Here is a 17,479-nt window from a genome sequence, read left to right as displayed (position 1 = left end):
TCCGTCAGTATGAAGCGATCCATATGGTCTTTGAAACACATCATGGCCCTTTAGAAAACTCAATTCCCAACAGCCCCCAATAAGTTGTTTTGCATAAAGTCTTCAGGGCAGCACAGGCAGCCAGACGGCGGAAGGGTGAGCAGGATCATGATAGATGTCCTGTGTCGCCGTCACATAATCCTGTGGACACGCCTGCAGGATATTGGGCACGAATTTCTGCGGGTTACGATCATATAGCGGGAACAGGCTGGACTGGATCTGGACCATGATCCGGTGCCCCGGCTGAAAGACATGGTTGATGACCGGCAGGGTAAAACGGTAACGCTCCACCTGACCGGGAATAATGGCCGCAGGATGCGCGAAGTCATGGCGGTAGCGCCCACGGAATATGTCCATTGACACCGGCAGTTCATATCCACCCATTTCGGGACGGTCGGCAGTGGTGGGCGGGTTGACGTCAATCACCTTTACCACCCAGTCCGCATCCGACCCGGTGGTTGCGGCATACAGGTCCGCCACCGGCACGCCACTGACCCGGACAGGCGTGGTCAGGACCGGGGTTTCGTAGGTCAGGACATCGGGGCGGCTTTCAGCCGATCGCTGGTCCTGCACCAGCCATGTCTTCCACCGGTCCCCATCGGTTGCAAAGGAAAAGGGCCGGGCGAGGAACGGCACCGGATGCTGCGGGTCGGACACATAACTATCAGCTGCCTGCGCGCCCTGTCCGGGCTTATGGGTGGACAGGCCATGATCCGCCTGCACGAACAGGGGCTGGAGCGGGTGCGGGCACGGCCCGTCACAGACCTGTGGCCAGTGATCGATATAATCCCACCGGTTCTGCCCGGTATTGTACAGGATGGCCTGCGGCAGGTGGACTGCGGGCGCGTTGGTGCGCAGGTACTGGTCAAAGAACGGACGCAGCACCTCATGGCGGAACTGTGATGCCGTATCCCCATCCCATTGCAATGGTCCCAGCGATGACCCGTCGTAATTGACCTGGCTATGCCGCCACGGTCCCATGACAATGACATTGGGAACCGTGGGGTGGGTGGCCTGCACCGACTGCCATGCGTGGATCGCCCCCCACATGTCTTCCTGATCCCACAGCCCTTCTACCCATAATGTCGGGATGGTCAGCCTGTGGCGCGCCAGAAGCTGGTCAAGGGCCTGCTGCTGCCAGAACGCATCATAGTCCGGGTGGGCCAGCATGCGCTGCCACCACGGAAACTGGTCCAGCCCCGCATCATGTGCGAACTGCTCCGCCGACCCGGCGGACAGGAAATTGCTGTAATCGTCCTGACCGACGCGCGGGATGGCATGGCCTTCGCCACGTTCGGACATCTGTTCGGTAAAATAATCAAGGCTGCCCTGACGGAACGCTCCGTAATGGTACCAGTCATCGCCCATCCAGCCATCGATCATGGGGCTTTCGGGGGCGGTGACCTTCAGCGCGGGATGCGGGTCCAGCAGGGCCATGACCACTGTAAACCCTTCGTAGGAGGAGCCGAGCATCCCCACCCGCCCATTACCCTGCGGCACATTATGGACCAGCCATTCTATGGTATCCCACGCATCCGTCGTCTCGTCCGTGCGGGTCGGGTTCAGCGGGCCACGGGGGGGACGGGTCATGACATAGTCCCCTTCCGATCCATATTTTCCGCGAATGTCCTGAAACACGCGGATGTACCCCGCCTCGACAAAGGCATCATCGCCCTGAGGCAGGATGGAACGGATGTCAGGCGCGTCCGTAATACGGTTCAGCCGTTCGGATGCATGGTAGGGCGTGCGGGTCAGCAGCAGGGGCGCGTTTGTAGCATCACGCGGAATGACGATGACCGTGTGCAGTTTCACGCCATCGCGCATCGGGATCATGACATCGCGCTTGATATAATTGCGTGCGCTGGTGGGAAAGGCCACATGGTCGGGGATATCGCTGCCGGTCTGCACGCTCAGCCCGGATGGGTTGGCCGCCTGCGAGGCGGCGGTGCCCGCGTCCCGGGACGCATGGGCCTGCCCGGCCAGCGTGCCCGACGCCATGGAGGCGAGCATGATCGCAAGGGAGGGTACATGCCGCCAGGAAAGTCGTTTCACGTCGATTCCACTCCACTACCGCCACGCGCGGTCCTGTTTGTTTCTGTTTGATAACAATAAATGAGGACCGAAACCATTGTAAACACACACAATGACGGGAACACGTGACTGGCGGCTGCCATCAGGCATTCATCAGGGCCAGCCCCTCCGCAACCGAGACGAATTCATTACCCATATCCACGCGCTCCGCACCGAAACGCCGGTTGAACAGGTCACGCACGGCAGGCACGAACGACGTGCCCCCCGTCAGGAAGACGCGGTCGATGGCCGTGGCAGGCAACGCCGCGCGTTCCAGCGCCAGCCCCACCGCATCATCGAACTGCTTCAGGTCGGGCGCGATCCAGCCCTCGAATTCAGCACGCGTGATTTCGCGGTTTATATGCACGTCACGGTGGTCGTAGCGCAGCACCGTGCGGTCCGTGGTGGACAGTTCCCGCTTTGCCGCCCCCACCGCGCGGTACAGCGCCTGCCCCTGCTGTTCATCAATGATGTTCATCAGGGCATGGAGCCTGTCGGGTTCGGACGCAGTGCGGGCCACATCCGCGATATTGCGTAGCGTCCGGGGGGTGCGCATCAGCGCCAGCCGGTGCCACCGCCCAAGGCTTGCATACCATTCGGCCGGCACCGGCAGCGGCTGCCCGCCCATGACACGATAGGTGGCATGACGGCCGAGTTCCGGCGCAATGACGTTGTCAATGATACGGTAATCGAACTGGTCCCCCGCGATGCCAACACCGGCATAGCCCAGGGGGGTGGCGCCACGCAGGTTGGCCGGGTCAAAGCGCAGGATGGAAAAGTCACTGGTGCCGCCGCCAAAATCGCCCACCAGCACGGTAGCGGGGGCATCCAGCCGACGGGCAAAATGCCAGCCAGCGGCTTCGGGCTCCAGCGCCACGTCAACATGCTGGAAGCCCGCCGCACGGAAGCTGTCACGCAGGCGCTGTTCACCAAACGCATCATCGGGCCGTTCACCCGCGAAATGCACGGGACGGCCAACTGTTGCGGTGACATCGGCGGGGTCAATGCCAATCGTGCGCATGAGACATGTCAGGAAGCTTGAGATCAGCATTTCCAGCGTCATGACCTGCCCCATGAGCCGGGTCTGGCGGAAGGATGCCTGTGCCAGATAGGACTTCATGGACATGATCAGCCGACTGTCGGCCGGATCTTCCAGATAGGCGTCAATAGCCGCTGCCCCGATTGCCTCCTGCAGGGATGACCGTCCTGGCATCCCTTCCTCACGCCACAGGCACAGCAGTGACCGGCATGTTGCGGAAGGAGGATGATGGGGAAAGGAAAAACGCGCAGGAGTGGGCCGCCCCTGCTCATCCAGCACGACCACGACGGTGTTGGTCGTACCGAAATCTATACCGAGCCGCACGCTCCGGTTGGATCCGATCGAAGACATACCGCCTCAATAGGCATGTGTCTGCCGCATGTCCATCCACCGGGTCATGTTTTGCGGGCCCTGCCCCGATCAGGAACCGGACGGACGCCCCGTAATGAGCCAGAGCATGAGTGCCGGCAGAAAAAAATACAGCCCCGTGGCCGCCACCAGCCATGGCATGAGGAACACCACATCCGTATGCAGCACGAAACGGCAGATCAGGTTCGCGATCCCCAGCATCGCAACGACGCACACGAATGCGCCCGCGTTCATCAGCAGTGTCCGGTCCCCGTTAATCTGCCGGAGTTTCTGTTCCATCATATGACCTTATCCTTTCACCACCCATGAACCATGTCCCGACAGGAAATGCCCGCCTGCTGTACCCCAGGACCGCGCACGATGGAAGCCGGCCACGCCCGACCGGGCTGCCGCTGCCTGACACGCGCTGCCACAGCGGGCCGGAAGAAACATGGTGGAACGGTCTCCATGCTTCCCTCCCCGGGCATCATGATGACGGAAGGAAAGATTTTCCATTTCCATCCATATTTTTGTTGCTTATTGATAACGATAAGGTACCCCTGTCTGCCTGTGTCATATTGGCCACGAAGGAAACTGCTGCACATGACGCGTTCCTCGCCAGCCACATCCATCAGGTCTGCTACATTGCACCGTTCCCGACATACCCGGCGGGCTGGCAGCTTTCAGGGCCAGATTGCTGAAGTGGACCTGCGGATGCTGCGTGTATTCCGCACGGTGGCCCAGCGCGGGGGATTCGCCGCTGCGGAAATTGCCCTGGGCAAAAGCAAGTCCTCGATCAGTGTCGATATCTCCGCTCTGGAACACCGCCTGAATGTCAGGCTGTGCCAGCGTGGCCGTGACGGCTTCGCACTGACGGCGCAGGGCCGGTTGGTGCTGGACGCCATGGAACAGTTGCAGGCCAGCATCAATGCGTTCCAGCAGCGCATCAATGCAATCCGTGGCGTACTGACCGGACGTTTCTGCCTGTATGTCACCGACAATACGCAGGTTCATGGCGAAACGGCCATCGTGCGCGCCATCGAAACCTTTACGACCCGCCACAGGGGAGTTTTCATGGATGTGCGGTCCGCTTCAACCCGGGAGGTGGAATGCGCGATACTGAACGGACAGGCTGCAGCAGGTATCGCCCTCTATCCCCATGCCAGCCCGCATGACAGGAACACGGTTCTGTTTACCGAACGCCTGAACCTGTATTGCGGGGCGCGCCATCCCCTGTTCACCCTGGCGGAAACCGACATAACGCTGGATGTCCTGGCCGCGCAACAGATGATAGAAGTGTCAGATGTCGCCAGTTCGCCCGGTTGGGACAGAATTCGCACGCGCATGACCTTTTCAGCCGCGGCGGAAAATGTGGACGCGCGCGTACTGCTGATCCGGACGGGAAATTATATCGGCTTCCTGCCCGAACCATTCGCCCGACCACTGGTTGCCGCCGGGACGCTGCGACAGATCCGGTTTGATGACCTGCACCTGACCACCACCTTTCATTTCCTGGACCGCTCCGTCCCTGAAACGAACCTGATGGTCGAGACCTTTCGCTCCATACTCGAAAATGAATGCTGACATCGCGATGTACCCTGTCCGCATGACTGTCCCGGCGGGAGCCACGTGACCATGACGTTCTCCCGCCTGCGTACATTCTTCCTGCACTGCCTGCCTGTCATGCTGGGCCTGTTTACCCTTTCGCCATCCGGCGCCAGGGCTACCGACCAGCCAGGGTTCATGCATGACGATACACTGACAATATGCGTCAACCCCACTCTGCCGCCCATGATATTCGTTGCAGGCGCGGATGCATCGACCACGTCGGGGGTGGATATTGACCTGGCACAGGCACTGGCCCGTTACTGGCATGCCCGTCTGGTCGTGACACCAATGGATTTTGTCGGCCTGTTTCCCAGCCTGGCGGCCCAGCGCTGCGGCATGGTCATAAGCGGTATCATCAAGCTGCCGGAACGCGAGAAGAATTTCGATGCCGTTTCCTATTTCGATACGGCGCTTGCCATCGTGGCGCGGGCAGGCACGACCGCCATTTCATCCATGGCTGACCTGTCGGGCAAAACGGTCGCGATCCAGACCGGCACAAGTTACGCCGTCCGTATCGAACGCGAGAACGAACGACTGATCGCCGCCGGGCGGCCCCCCATCATCATCCAGCAGTATCCGACGGAAGACCAGGTGGTGCAGCAACTCCTGATCGGACGCGTCTTCGCTTTCGCCAGCCAGGATGTGGAACTTTATTACCGGCAGAAGCAGTTGCATGGCAAAGTCAACATCATCCTGACACCGGATTATCCGGAATACCGCCACTTTGGGATCTATATCCGCCAGAACGCCGCTGACCGCGAAAAACTCGCCACCGCCATGGCGGCGCTACAGGCAGATGGCACCATCACGGCCATAAAGAAAAAATGGGCTATAAGCGATAATGGCAAAACCGCCTTTGCGCAGAATGCTCAGCCACCTGCGTTCCGCTGGGATACGTTCTTTGCCGCGTTACGGTCCGGTACCTTCATAAAGGGCGCATGCATTACACTCAGCATAGCCATGCTATCCCATCTGGTAGCCATCCTGATCGCCATTCCCATGGCCATTGCCCTTAACGGTTCCAATTCCATTACCAGGCAGATATTGCGTATTTATGTATCGGTCTTCCGGGGCGCGCCGACCCTGCTGCAACTTCTGTTCATATGGAATGCCCTGCCGCAGTTCCTGCCGATTTTTCGTGAGGAATGGTTTACTCCCTTCCTTGCCACCTGGCTGGCGCTGTCGATCAATGAATCCGCCTATCAGGTTGAAATCAACCGCGCGGCCCTGAGCGCCGTGGACAAAGGGCAGGAACACGCGGCAGACGCGCTGGGCATGAACCGCCGGCAGGTTTATTTCCACGTTATTTTCCCGCAGGCACTCAGAATTGCGCTGCCGCCTACAATCAACGAATTCATTAACCTGATCAAGACAACATCCCTTGCGTCGGTCATTTCATTACAGGAACTTCTGGCCGTAACGCAGGTGCAGGTTGCCCGCACTTTTGAATTTACTGAATATTATGCCGTTGCCCTGGTCTATTATCTGGCGATGGTCTTTTTCTTTCTTTTTATCCAGAAACGGGTTGAACGACGCTTTTCATGGGCAGACCGGCAGATGGCGTCCGCCAATGATACCGCCCCCCGCAGATAGATTAACCTGTTCATGAACAAGGTTATTTAAAATATAACAAGAGTCTTCTTGAAACAACCAGTTCAGAAAAACACCATGCACCAGGGGCACTCATCTGTACAAGCCATGCATCCGGATCAGACAATGATGACCAGAACCGTACCTGAAACGTATAACTTATCTACAAGGCGACATGGTAACGGAGAGAAAATATTGACGGTACAGCGCGCAAAACCATCCCACGAAAACCGTGGTGCGTGGTGCATACAGGGATCCGCTCAGTTCAGGCCGATGATGGAACAATTGTGCTTTTGCCCCGACTTCATGGGCCAGAACACTTTCTGAAACGCAAGCAGTCATCCGTTCCATGCCTGCTATCGCAGCATGCCACCTGCCTTTTCCGATATATATATGTTTTCTGTCTATGCAGGCGCGGGTTAAAGTATTCATGATATCTTACGAAAGCAGATAGCCGCCTTCCTTCATGGTGGTCGCTTAGTGCAGATCCTCTTGGCCCATGCAGAAATATCCATAATCGCGGGAGAGAATACCGGACATGAAGACACGTTTAAAATCATCCGCTCCTGCCACGGCGCATACTGTCCCACCCGCGTTTGTTACAGCGCCAGTAATGGACAGGCTGGCCGCGCGTTTTGCAAAAAGGGCGGCGCAATATGATAAAAGCGGGAATCTACCACTCCAGAACCTGGCAGACCTGCGAAAGGCTGGTCTTCTTGCCTGCGCCATTCCCACCGCATATGGCGGGGATGGCGCAGGCCTGCAGGAAATCGTGCATATTACAGATCGTATTGCACAGGCTGACCCTTCCACTGCACTGATCCTTGCCATGCATTACCTGCACACGGTGTCGTTCGCCCTGTCACCGTTATGGCAAGACCCCCTCCGTTCGACACTCTTCAGGTCCATTGAGCAAAAAGGCGCCCTGATGAACGGCCTGCGGGTCGAACCGGAACTGGGCACACCCGCACGCGGCGGCCTGCCCGCAACCACCGTGGTCAGGAAAAACGGCGTCTATCGCCTTTCCGGTGCCAAGATTTTTTCAACAGGATCATACGCGCTGACCTGGGCACTGGTATGGGCCAGAACAGATGAGGATAATCCGCGTGTTGGCTGGGTGCTCGTACCGATGCACCTGCCCGGCGTAAAAATTGAAAAAAGCTGGGACCATATCGGCATGCGGGCCACCGGTAGCCATACCGTCGTGTTTGATAATGTGGCGTTGCCGGAAGATCATCTCGCAGGTCTGACGGACCCAGCTTATATGCCCGATTACGCAGCACGACTTGGCGTCTGGCATGCAGTGACGGTCGGTGCGTTATATAATGGCATTGCGAAGGCCGCGCGGGCGTGGTTCACTGGATATCTTCATGACCGCGTGCCCGCCAATCTGGGCCGCCCCCTGTCTACCCTGCCCCGTTTCCAGTCACTGGTCGGGGAAATCGATGCCCTTCTGCTGACGAACAGTGCGCTTGTGGACCGTGCCGTTGGACAGGACCGGGAAGGGATTTTCGATGGCGTAAATGCTGACCTGACCAAATATATTACAACGGAAAATGCCATTACCGTCGTGGAAAAGGCCCTGGCTGCAATCGGCAATCCCGGCCTGAGCCGGCATCAGCCACTGGAACGGCATTACCGCAACGTATTGTGCGGCCGGGTTCATACCCCGCAGGGGGACAGTGTCCTGCTGCATGCGGGCCGAAAGGCCTTAGGTTAAATCAAATCACACACGGACGGGGCAGACAGGACAGCAATGGCCGCGTTTACAAACGTGGCGCGTTGCAGGTAACGGGGCCCGTTCTCCCAACGCGGACTCCGCCCGTCAGTGAATGTCATCACGCAATACCTATGGCACGTGCCACATGCCGCCCTTCATATACGACGGATCTAGACAGGTTTTTCCGGCTCAACGATCAGGCCACGCAAGACCATGCGCACACTCGGGTCACCCCACAGCTTCATGCCTTCCGCCACCGTATGGGCCGAAACCACGATCCGCGCCAGCACGGCATTGCCAACATCAATCAGCAGCGAAGCCAGCAGGGCAATATCCACATCGTCCCCGATACGCCCCATATTGCGATACCGGGTCAGTATGCGGATGTACTGCTTGTAGATCAGGGTATCCAGCCTGCGCGCCGTGCGGTAAGCGGCAGACTGGTCATCGAGCAGTTTGGCGGTCAGGATGATTTTCCATGAATCCCGGCCAAGGAAGCGTAGCGCCTGCTCGGCCAGCATGTTTTCGAACGCGATGATGCCCGCCACCGGATCGTCCGGCAGCGCACGCATGAACCGGCGGCGTTCGGGAAGGGCGGCTTCCAGATGCCGAAGAATAATACTGAGGAAAATATTATTCTTTGTTTCAAAATAGTTATAGACCGTAGCCGAAGCAACAGACGCTTCCACGGCAATGGCTTCGATCTTGGTTGATTCATAGCCCTGTGTCTGGAACAGCAGTTCAGCTGCATCCAGAACTTCGGACTCTTTATGATTTCTTGATGAGCGGGGTGGCGTGGTCAAACCGGCTGGTCCATCTGATAGCAGGCTGTGCGCACGTATCCATCACTGACTGACAGGTACGGGCGACTGCCGTAATTCTTCGTCAAGGCCATTTTCCTGCGACAAACCCCATTTATCAAGAAGTTCTTTGTAATTTCCATTCAGGACAAGTTCACGCAGGCCGCTGCGGATCTGTTCCGCCAGTTCCGTGCTGCCCTTATGGAGCCCAATTCCGAATTTCTGTGGGAAAATCAGCCCTTCCATTGCCGTAATCCGTCCCTTTTCACGTCGCGTCACATATTGGGTGACAATGCTGTCAACCATCATCGCCTGCACCCGCCCTTCATAAAGCTGGATCATGGCGTCGGAGTCATTTTCCGCGGGATAGAACCTGATGTCGTTCCCGCTGCAGTTTTCCGCGCTCCATTGCTGGATCTGCGCGGGCTGGCTGGTGGTCCTGTTGGCCGCGACGTATTTGCCGCACAGGTCGCGCTGGGTGCGGAAAATCGCCGCATCGCGCGTCGGCACGAGAAAACGCGATCCTTCACGCAGGTAATCCACGAAGTCCACGGATTCCCGCCGCACCGCATTGTCGATCATGCCATTGAAGAACAGGTCCACCCGCCCGGTCTGGACGGCAGGCAGCAGTTCTTCAAAACTGATTTCATGAAACGTCAGCGCCCAGCCATTCTGCCGGGCAAGCGCGGTGGCAAGGTCAATATCAAAGCCTTCCAGTTGCCCCGTCTCCGGGTCTCGCATGTCGAGCGGCGGATAGCTGGGATAAACACCGATCACCACCTGCCGGGGCGCTGCTGTGGCCATGACCGGCCACAGCAGCACGGGCAGAAGGGCCCGGATCACCCCAAATGCACGATCACGATACCGCAAGGGCTTTTTCCTGCTGTTCGTAATACCGTGCGATCTCCTCCCCTGTTGTAATCCATACGTCGTTGCAACTGACAGTATATTGCAGGAATTCGCGCAACAGCCGGAAGCGCATCGGCCGGCCGCTTACCTGCGGATGGAACACGGTTGTCACAAGGTCGCCCCATGCGCGGGTTTCATCAAGGTCATCGCGCCACATCGACAGCACATGCTCCCTGGGAAAGATCGAGCGCGGGCTGAAACGGTTCGCAAGCCCGTGCATCCAGTCATCGTAACTGGTGGTCTGGGGCAGTTCGATCAGGCCGGGCGATCCGTCCTTCATCACGTGCCGGTAAGGACGCACATCATCAAACCAGGAACTGGTATAGAGGAAATTACGCTCCTTCAGGCTCTGGCACAGTTCGGCCGATGCTTCCCCGATGGGCGCACGATAACCCACAGGCACCACGCCCAGCCGCCTTTTAAGCACTTCCAGCCCGTAATCCAGTTCCTCCAGCATATGATCGGCGCCGGGTTCGGGAATGAGATGATGATAGCCGTGATGCCCGATTTCATGACCATCAGCCAGCACCGCCTCGGCCATGGCGGGATGGGCTTCCACCGCCCAGCCGGTGATGAAAAACGTGGCCTTCAGCCCCATTTCCCGTAAAAGCCCGAGGATGACGGGTGTGCCCACCCGTGCCTCGAACCCGCCGAAGGACATGGTGACAAGGCGGTCGGCATGGGACGGGTCCTTGCCGGTCCAGGCACTTTCCGCATCAATATCGAACGACAGGAACATGGCGGCCCGGTTCCCTTCGGGCCAGGGGTAGCGCAGGGCGGGCGGTGCCTGGTTGGGCGGCGTCAGCGGGACGTTGCGATAGCGTTCATAGGTTGCGGACATCTTGTATGAATCCTGTAATTTCAGTTGGTCTGTGCGCGTGCGCCCAGCGTGGAGGCCAGGAAATCAGCCGCCCGTGGGTGCGATGGCGCGGAAAAAAACTGTGCGGACGGGGCATCTTCCGCGATGACCCCGTGATCCATGAACACGACCCGGCTTGCGACCTCACGCGCAAAACCCATTTCATGGGTCACGACGATCATGCTCATGCCGGTTGCGGCAACCTGTTTCATGACCGCCAGCACGCGGCCTACGGATTCCGGGTCAAGCGCACTGGTCGGTTCGTCAAACAGCATGACCTTGGGCTTCATGGCCAAGGCCCGGGCGATGGCGACACGCTGCTGCTGGCCACCGGACAGCTGGGCCGGATAATGGTCCATCCGTTCCCCCAGTCCCACCCATTCCAGCAGGCGACAGGCCTCCCTGCGCGCTTCCGCCGGCGGGACAGACAGGACATGGAGAGGGCCCTCCATCACGTTCTGCACCGCCGTCATGTGTGAAAACAGATTGAATTTCTGAAAGACCATACCGGTCTTGAGACGCTGGCGCGCGATCTGGCGCTCCGACAGGCGGTAAAAGCGTCCGCCCTTTGCTGCAGCAATCCCCATCAGTTCGCCATCCACGACCACACTGCCGCCCTGATAACGCTCAAGCTGGGCGATGCAGCGCAGGAGCGTGGTCTTACCCGATCCCGATCCGCCCAGCACGCACATCACATCCCCCTGGTTCAGGGTGCACGACACCCCTTTCAGAATGGATGTGCTGCCGTACGACTTGCGCAGGTTCCTGACCTCAAGGATGGGTGACGCAGGTATTGCTGCGATATCTGTGGCAGTCATCCCGACCATCCCCTGTTGATACGTTTTTCAAGAAAATACTGCACAGGCATCAGAACGGTTACAATCGTCAGATACCAGAACCCGGTCACAAGCAGCAGTTCGATCACCCGGGCATTGGCGTAATAGATGTTCTGCGCACTATGCAGTATTTCCGGATACTGGATCATGCTTGAAAGTGATGTAAGCTTGATCATGCTGATGAACTCGTTCCCCAGCGGTGGAATGACCACCCGCAGGGCCTGCGGCAGGATGACCCGGCGCAGCGCCAGCAGACGTGTCATGCCGATCATGCAGCAGGCTTCATATTGTCCCCTGTCCACACTGGTCAGACCGGAACGCATGATTTCGGTGATGTAGGCCCCCTGATTCAGCCCCAGACCAAGCAGCGCGGACAGGAACGGCGTCATAAGCTGCACTGTCTGGACCGAACCGTAACCGGGTATCCATATATGCGGGAACACCAGCGCCAGATTGAACCACAAAAGCAGTTGCAGGATGACCGGCGTCCCCCGGAACAGCCAGACATAACCGGCCGCCACCGTTTTCCAGACCGGGTTGCCTGACTGCTGCACGATGGCAAAGGTCAGGCCGATCACGATACCCAGCATCATGGCGGATATGGCCATGAGCAACGTTGCGGCCACACCCTGCATTATGGTGCGGACCATCAGGAAATGGCTTACATACTTCCACTCGATATCGGAAACGGCAAAGGCATGGATCAGCCACGCCACGAATGCCAGTATGACCACAAGCGACACGACCATATGGTAACGGCCCCGTTCTATGATCGTGCTGTGATCGTCGAGTTGTATTTCAGCAGACATGTCTCACCTGTGCGGACTATGAGGGAATGACTGTATTGGCTTCCAGGTGCCATTTTCGAAGAAGGCTCTGATACTTCCCATCCTTTTTCATCTGTTCGAAATCGGCCCTGATATTGTCAAACAGCGCGCTGTCATGTCGCATGGCGATCGCAAGACAGGCGTGGCTGATGGGGGGCAGAAACCGGCGGAACAGCGAATGGGCATTATCAAGAAAATATCCGACCGTTTCCTCCCCCTGCACGGCGGCCTGCACCCTGCCCTCACGCAGTTCCAGACGGGCCATGGCGGAATTCTCGGTCCCCACCACCGTGATGTCAGGCAGATGGGCGGCCGTACAGACACGTGCGCTCCATGCCTGCAGGATCCGGGCGAAATCGGTACCACGCGCGGCGGATACCGTTCCGCCGCACAGGTCGGTGTCCCGTGTGAACGGACTGCTGCCCGACACCAGCAACTGGGCGCCGGACTGCAGGTAATCAATGAAGCGGAGAACACCCCGCCGACCAGGCGTGTCGTTCAGACCACTGATGATGATGTCAATCCGCCCTGAACCGACATCAACCATCAACTGGGGAAAGGACGCTTCGCGTATTTCCACCGGACGCCCCATCTGCCTTCCCAGCGCATAGGCGAAATCGACATCGAAGCCCTGAAGTTCACCCGTTTCGGGCGCATGGAATTCCATGGGTGGATAAACGGGGTTGATCCCCACGACCAGAGGCGCCGGCGGCGCCCCGTATCCGGCGGTCATGGCCGACAGGGACAGCATGATGCCCCCTGCGGCAAGAACGGACATGAAGGCAGCCCATGCGGATCGGGGCAGGCGACGGCGTAAGCGCATTTATACTCCTGTCCTAATAGGAAGCGGAGATGGTACCGAAGAAGGAACGCGGCGCGCCGATGCTGAAGGACTGGTAATCACCCTGCATCGGATTTCCGTTGTCCCCCATCGTTCCGATATAGGTGGAATTGAACAGGTTATAGACGTTGAAACCAACGGACAGCGTGCTGAGCGGGCCGACACGGTCGAAGTTGTAACGCGCCCCCATTGACGCCAGCCAGTAGGACGGAACATGCAGCGTGTTCATGTAGTCAAACGGGCGGCTGGACATGTAGGATGCATCAAAATGCACTTCCGCACCGCGATAGGCATAGGCAAGCTGCGTTTTGTACATGAAGGAAGGATAGTTGACGATCTTCTTCCCCCTGGTGTGATAGGTCGTGCCGCCATCGGACACATCCGATCCGTACCAGCCATGATTATAGCTGAAGCTGTTGTAGAAACTCAGCCCCTTGACCGGGCGTAGGGTCGCCCCCACGTCCACGCCGTTCATGTGGACACTGCCCACGTTGGCGACCGAATCCGTCGGGTTGACAATATTACCCGATGCGATCGTCTGCAGGCGGTTGAAGAAATCAGTATGGTAGAAGCTGACAGACGCAGACAGTTTCTTCGCCTGATAACGGTAGCCGACCATATAGGTCCAGTCGGTTTCCGGCTTGATCACCTTCTTCATTTCATTGAACGTCTGCAGGTTGGTTACACCCCAGACACTGCCCAGGCCATAACCACCATCAGCATAAGTACGCAGGTTCTTGGCAATATCGAAATAGAGTTCGCTATGCCGGTCGAGATGGTAATCAACATTGAAATGCGGCAGGAACCCGTCTGATGCATTCAGGCTGCCCTGCGCCAGTGCCGCCTCGCCCGTATTGTTCGCCACCTGTGATCCACGGGTGGTGGACGTCATGGCCTTGAACCCGACAGACGCCACCAGGTTGGGCTTGATGTAATACTGGTCCTCCACATAGCCCATGAAGGTATTGGTGTTGAAATCGAAGGCCCACATGCGATCAAACGCAGCGCCCAGATGGTTGGGATCCGGCACGCCCTGCCCCAGCAGCGGGGCTTCATACAATGTCTGGCTTATGGCGTTGCGGTAGTATTCGTACCAGATCCCGGCCTTGAGTACATTGTGCCCCATGTGCCAGTTCATACCGGACGTAAACCCGTAACGCATGAGCCAGGGACGCTTGATCTGTTCGGACAATGGCGCCCCGTTGGGCGAGGCATGGAAGGGGTTGGTGAACACCCCCATCGCCTTCTGGCCATGACCATACAGCGTCGTGTCCCATGACAGGTGGTTTGTCATGTTCAGCTTGAGTTTCGTGTACGCCAGGTAGTCATTCCAGACACGCCCCACGTCATAATATGCAACGTCCTTGGGATCGTTCGTCTTGTCCTGACCCAGCGTGTATTTCCCCGCCGCTGCGTTATAGGCGTTGGTATAATTGGGATAGTAGTTATCAAGCCGGGTACCATACACCTTCAGGAAATTGAAACTGAGATCCTGATAATCAACCGGCTGCACAAGGTTGTTCCAGTCAAAGAAGAACGACAGTTCGCTGTTGTTCTTCAGCGGCTGGACAAGCTTGGCATTGACGTTCTGTTCAAACTGGTATCCCGCGCCCTTCCACTTGTCCGTGTCATTACGGACATAGGATACGTAAAACCGGGTGCCCGTCCTGTTCAGGTTGCCACTGTCAACCCGGACAAACGTATGGTACGCATTCCAGCTACCGAAGGACTGCGAAACACGTGCCCCGGCCTTCTGCAGGGGATTGGATGAAACCATGGAGATCTGGCCGCCCAGGTTGGTCGTCCCTGGCGCGTCCACAGCACCCGCCCCCTGCGAGATATCCATGCTCGCAATATTTTCCGGCGCGATCGCAGCCTGAGATTTCAGGCCGTTATAGGTAAAATATCCCTGATCGCCCAGCGGAACCCCATCAAGGGTAAAGCCCATCTGGTCCTGCACGAAGCCACGGGCGTACAGCGTGGAAGACCACGTATCCACCCCCAGCGCATCAGACGACGTGAACTGAACGCCGGGCAACTGGGCAAGCATCTTGACCGCACTCGTGCCCGGCACGAATTTGTCCATCATGGCGCGGCTGACCACTTCACTCGTACCGTGTGACTGGGTGCGGGCGGTGGACATGACACGCAACTGTTCCGGCACCTGTGGCGGTGCGGCGCCCGCACCGTGCCGCACCGTGTGGGCGCCTGCCCGCGGCGCTGCCGAAACACCATGACGCTGCCCTGGATCGGGAGCGGCCCGGGAAGATTCGGTCGCCCCCTTTGCGGAATCAACGTATGGAACGCAACATACAATGAAAATCCCGAGACATCGGCTACGTCTCATTACATGCCTCCTGACGGATGATTGTAAGGTTTTTGGAATTGATTACTTTTTATTTCTGCATCTGACTGTTTTAGGCACCAGAACATGACGGACCGCACCGGGCACGCGACCACGCGAAACACCACGGGCAGATGCCTGCGCCCTGAACTGGTCTGGAAAAATCAGTCTGCAATCTGATTTCCCCATGTTCCCGGCACTCTCTCCAATAATTGGAATGATATCGAAACGATATGAACGGCACTTCATCCCGACAGTTATGATACCCACGCACTATTTATTTCTTTATAGTAATGTTATTTCACCCTGCCGTCCGACCCTGTGGAACGTAACTCTTATGTCGGCCCACCCCGCAGCAGGAGAATTGATACTGAATCACAGGTTAGAATCCCTGCTTGAAATAACATAGAACTTTTAAGATCCCTGCTTCCGGTACATTTCTGACATACCGGATAATTAGCAACGTAAACGGAATGAATCGGCCCTGTCCAGACTTTTTGGTGTCAACTCCAAGTTTTTCTTGCGTCGGCTCCAAGGCGCTATAAGATGACATCATGACCGAAGCAGCCGTCATGTTTTTGCTGCATCCGGGATTAATTACTTACATTCAATAATATAAATGGGTCATGCGCGATATGAATGCGATCACAGAAGGCGAATGGCGTTATAACCAGCTGATCAAGCTGTTCCCCTCGGAAGCGGAACCCGCATTCGAGGATACAACACAGCAGGAAGCCGTATGGGGCCAGAAATGGGGATGTAATAACGACGTCGGGCGCCTGCGCATGGTCATGATGCACCGCCCCGGTGACGAAGTGAACATTGTTGATACGTCGAAACGTATGGAAAACAATGCTTTTGGCGATGTCGAAGCAGGCTGGTACTGGCGTGGCGATACAGGCCCGGACCTTGCGGCCATGCAGGCGCAGCACGACAGTTACGTCGCCACCCTGCGTGGGGAGGGCGTGGAGGTTGTCTATCTCGACTCCATCGCGCCGGGCCGTATGAAATCCTGCTTTACCCGGGATTCGCTCATTGCGGTAAAGGGGGGGGCCATTGTCACCCGCATGGGCCCAAAAATCCGCCGCGGTGAAGAACGCCCCGTTACCCAGACACTGGCCCGTATGGGATGCCCGATCCTGCGGACGATTTCAGGCAATGGTGTTGCCGAAGGCGGCAGCTTTGCATGGCTGAACCCCACGACCGCAGTCATCGGGATTTCGTCGCGCACCACGGAATCCGGAGCCGACCAGATCGAGGAAGTCCTGCGTACGCAGGGTGTAGAACTACTGCGCATTCAACTGACCGGTTACAGGCTTCATATCGATGGCGTGTTTGTCATGCTCGCCCCGGACCTTGCCATCGCCAATATTGCCCTGCTGCCTTACTGGTTCCTTGAAAAGCTTGGTGAACTGGGAATTCACGTCATCGAAGTCGGTTATGAGGATGATGTATCGATCATCAACTGCCTGGCAATCGCCCCCGGCCGTGTCGTGATGCCCGAAGGCGTGTCCGAAAAAACACGCAAGGCGCTGATTGGTGCCGGGGTCGATATCATTCCGGTCAAGTATGACAAGATGATATCGGGTGGTGGCGGCCTGCACTGCTCGACCGGTCCCCTGATCCGCGATGATATCTGAGGAGAGCGG

Annotated in this window: 14 protein-coding genes; 4 read left to right on the top strand and 10 right to left on the bottom strand. The window is 57.6% G+C overall.

Translation table 11 applies throughout. From position 1 onward, the window contains the following. Positions 1–102: 102 nt before the first annotated feature. The 3 genes from MSKU9_RS01730 to MSKU9_RS01720 all read right to left on the bottom strand — a co-directional run bounded on the left by MSKU9_RS01730 (position 103) and on the right by MSKU9_RS01720 (position 3,799). Positions 103–2,091 carry a CocE/NonD family hydrolase gene (locus MSKU9_RS01730; RefSeq protein ID WP_141259633.1) on the bottom strand — a complete coding sequence of 663 codons (1,989 nt, stop codon included), beginning with the start codon at positions 2,089–2,091 and terminating at the stop codon, positions 103–105. Positions 2,092–2,212: 121 nt separating this feature from the next. Beyond that, positions 2,213–3,499, bottom strand: coding sequence for an Hsp70 family protein (locus MSKU9_RS01725; RefSeq protein WP_141259632.1), 1,287 nt, complete (start codon positions 3,497–3,499; stop codon positions 2,213–2,215). 69 nt (positions 3,500–3,568) lie between these two features. Continuing rightward, on the bottom strand, positions 3,569–3,799 hold the full coding sequence (locus MSKU9_RS01720; RefSeq protein ID WP_141259631.1) for a hypothetical protein: 231 nt from the start codon (positions 3,797–3,799) through the stop codon (positions 3,569–3,571). Between the two features lie 300 nt (positions 3,800–4,099). On the opposite strand from MSKU9_RS01720, the gene MSKU9_RS01715 reads away from it, so the two are divergent. From MSKU9_RS01715 to MSKU9_RS01705, 3 genes are all read left to right on the top strand, one after another. Further along, positions 4,100–5,080, top strand: coding sequence for a LysR family transcriptional regulator (locus MSKU9_RS01715; RefSeq protein ID WP_141259630.1), 981 nt, complete (start codon positions 4,100–4,102; stop codon positions 5,078–5,080). Positions 5,081–5,179: 99 nt separating this feature from the next. Next, positions 5,180–6,697 carry an ABC transporter substrate-binding protein/permease gene (locus MSKU9_RS01710; RefSeq protein ID WP_141259637.1) on the top strand — a complete coding sequence of 506 codons (1,518 nt, stop codon included), beginning with the start codon at positions 5,180–5,182 and terminating at the stop codon, positions 6,695–6,697. Between the two features lie 535 nt (positions 6,698–7,232). Further along, complete coding sequence (locus MSKU9_RS01705) at positions 7,233–8,414, top strand: acyl-CoA dehydrogenase family protein (RefSeq protein ID WP_227002301.1); 1,182 nt, start codon at positions 7,233–7,235, stop codon at positions 8,412–8,414. A 170-nt stretch (positions 8,415–8,584) separates the two neighbouring features. Here the strand turns inward: MSKU9_RS01705 and MSKU9_RS01700 are convergent, their stop codons facing one another. The 7 genes from MSKU9_RS01700 to MSKU9_RS01670 are packed head-to-tail and all read right to left on the bottom strand — an operon-like array spanning position 8,585 to position 15,683. Beyond that, on the bottom strand, positions 8,585–9,217 hold the full coding sequence (locus MSKU9_RS01700; RefSeq protein WP_141259629.1) for a TetR/AcrR family transcriptional regulator: 633 nt from the start codon (positions 9,215–9,217) through the stop codon (positions 8,585–8,587). Between the two features lie 42 nt (positions 9,218–9,259). After that, positions 9,260–10,084, bottom strand: coding sequence for a transporter substrate-binding domain-containing protein (locus MSKU9_RS01695; RefSeq protein WP_141259628.1), 825 nt, complete (start codon positions 10,082–10,084; stop codon positions 9,260–9,262). After that, positions 10,071–10,964, bottom strand: coding sequence for a polysaccharide deacetylase family protein (locus MSKU9_RS01690; protein ID WP_141259627.1), 894 nt, complete (start codon positions 10,962–10,964; stop codon positions 10,071–10,073). The genes MSKU9_RS01695 and MSKU9_RS01690 overlap by 14 nt, the downstream gene beginning before the upstream one ends. Before the next feature lie 20 nt (positions 10,965–10,984). After that, complete coding sequence (locus tag MSKU9_RS01685; RefSeq protein WP_141259626.1) at positions 10,985–11,800, bottom strand: amino acid ABC transporter ATP-binding protein; 816 nt, start codon at positions 11,798–11,800, stop codon at positions 10,985–10,987. Beyond that, on the bottom strand, positions 11,797–12,627 hold the full coding sequence (locus MSKU9_RS01680) for an amino acid ABC transporter permease (RefSeq protein ID WP_141259625.1): 831 nt from the start codon (positions 12,625–12,627) through the stop codon (positions 11,797–11,799). Before MSKU9_RS01680 ends, MSKU9_RS01685 begins: the two co-directional genes overlap by 4 nt. Before the next feature lie 16 nt (positions 12,628–12,643). Next, entirely contained in the window at positions 12,644–13,468 is an 825-nt protein-coding gene (locus MSKU9_RS01675) for an ABC transporter substrate-binding protein (protein ID WP_141259624.1), read from the bottom strand. Positions 13,469–13,481: 13 nt separating this feature from the next. Continuing rightward, a complete protein-coding gene (locus MSKU9_RS01670) occupies positions 13,482–15,683 on the bottom strand; it encodes a TonB-dependent receptor (RefSeq protein WP_162515706.1) in 2,202 nt (733 codons plus the stop codon). A 782-nt stretch (positions 15,684–16,465) separates the two neighbouring features. Here MSKU9_RS01670 and MSKU9_RS01665 point away from each other — a divergent pair. After that, the gene (locus MSKU9_RS01665; protein WP_141259622.1) at positions 16,466–17,470 is read left to right on the top strand and encodes a dimethylarginine dimethylaminohydrolase family protein; all 1,005 of its coding nucleotides are present in this window, start codon (positions 16,466–16,468) and stop codon (positions 17,468–17,470) included. Positions 17,471–17,479 lie beyond the last annotated feature (9 nt).

The organism is Komagataeibacter diospyri, from assembly GCF_006538165.1.
Taxonomy (GTDB): Bacteria; Pseudomonadota; Alphaproteobacteria; order Acetobacterales; family Acetobacteraceae; genus Komagataeibacter; species Komagataeibacter diospyri.
This window is presented reverse-complemented; position numbering and strand designations above follow the sequence as displayed.